Origin of the sequence: Streptomyces microflavus (assembly GCF_014650075.1) — a bacterium.
Lineage (GTDB): Bacteria > Actinomycetota > Actinomycetes > Streptomycetales > Streptomycetaceae > Streptomyces > Streptomyces microflavus.
Genome location: NZ_BMUG01000032.1, coordinates 1 through 1656, shown reverse-complemented (window position 1 = coordinate 1656; position 1656 = coordinate 1). Strand labels below are relative to the sequence as shown.

Below are 1656 nucleotides of genomic sequence, written 5' to 3'. Positions count from 1 at the left end.
TGCCGAGTTTAATTGCAATCAATTAGAAGAATAAAGAAGAATTACTGCATTTCATAACTTATTTTTTTCTCTTTTTATTTCGTTTCTTTTTTATTTATACCTTCTCTTCTTTATCTTTAGTTTTATCTACTTATCAATAGTATCTACCGGCTCGAACTCGAATTTGATCGCCTTCCATACTTCACAAGCTGCGGCTAGTTCAGGACTCCATTTGCAAGCTGCTCGGATAATTTCATTACCTTCGCGAGCAAGATCGCGCCCTTCGTTACGAGCTTGTACACAGGCTTCTAAAGCCACTCGATTAGCTGCTGCACCAGGTGCATTTCCCCAAGGATGTCCTAAAGTTCCTCCACCAAATTGTAATACAGAATCGTCCCCAAAGATTTCGGTCAGAGCTGGCATATGCCAAACATGAATACCACCTGAAGCTACCGGTATAACACCTGGCATGGATACCCAGTCCTGAGTGAAAAAGATACCGCGAGCACGATCTTTTTCAATAAAATCATCGCGCAATAAATCAACAAAACCTAAAGTCATTTCGCGTTCCCCTTCTAACTTACCTACTACTGTACCGGAGTGGATATGATCTCCCCCAGACATACGCAATGCTTTAGCTAATACACGGAAATGCATACCATGATTTTTCTGTCTATCAATAACTGCATGCATTGCACGGTGAATGTGAAGAAGTAGGCCATTGTCGCGGCAATAATGAGCCAAAGTAGTATTTGCGGTGAATCCCCCAGTTAAGTAGTCATGCATTACAATAGGAACCCCTAATTCTCTTGCAAATACAGCTCTCTTAATCATTTCTTCACATGTACCCGCAGTCGCATTCAAGTAATGCCCCTTGATTTCACCGGTTTCGGCCTGTGATTTATAAATAGCTTCGGCACAAAAGACAAAACGGTCTCTCCAGCGCATAAATGGTTGTGAGTTTACGTTTTCATCATCTTTGGTAAAATCAAGTCCACCACGTAGACACTCATAACACGCTCTACCATAATTTTTTGCGGATAATCCCAATTTTGGTTTAATAGTACATCCCAATAAAGGACGACCATACTTGTTCAACTTATCTCTTTCAACTTGGATACCATGAGGCGGGCCTTGGAAAGTTTTTGAATAAGTAGGGGGAATTCGTAGATCCTCCAAACGTAGAGCACGTAGGGCTTTGAAACCAAATACGTTACCTACAATGGAAGTAAACATGTTAGTAACGGAACCCTCTTCAAATAGGTCTAATGGATAAGCTACATAACAGATCCATTGGCTGTCTTCCCCAGCAACAGGCTCGATGTGATAGCATCGTCCTTTGTAACGATCAAGACTGGTAAGTCCATCAGTCCAAACAGTTGTCCATGTACCAGTAGAAGATTCGGCAGCTACTGCAGCCCCTGCTTCTTCGGGCGGAACCCCAGGCTGAGGACTTACTCGGAATGCTGCCAAGATATCAGTATCCTTAGTTTCATACTCTGGGGTGTAGTAAGTCAATTTATAATCTTTAACACCAGCTTTAAATCCAACACCTGCTTTAGTTTCTGTTTGTGGTGACATAAGTCCCTCCCTATAACTCTTGAATTAAGAATTCTCACAATAACAGGGTCTACTCGATGTTAATTAGGCGTAAATGAAACTTTAGCAAAAATCTCG

General features: G+C 41.5%; 1 protein-coding gene. It reads right to left on the bottom strand.

The window, feature by feature from the left end; all coding sequences use genetic code 11:
• Positions 1-126 precede the first annotated feature (126 nt).
• Positions 127-1560, bottom strand: coding sequence for a form I ribulose bisphosphate carboxylase large subunit (locus IE264_RS38845; RefSeq protein WP_189214503.1), 1434 nt, complete (start codon positions 1558-1560; stop codon positions 127-129).
• Positions 1561-1656 lie beyond the last annotated feature (96 nt).

Bases quoted from the DNA above. Each gene is read 5' to 3' on its own strand.
- IE264_RS38845 (WP_189214503.1), bottom strand. From the start codon at position 1,560: ATGTCACCACAAACAGAAACTAAAGCAGGTGTTGGATTTAAAGCTGGT.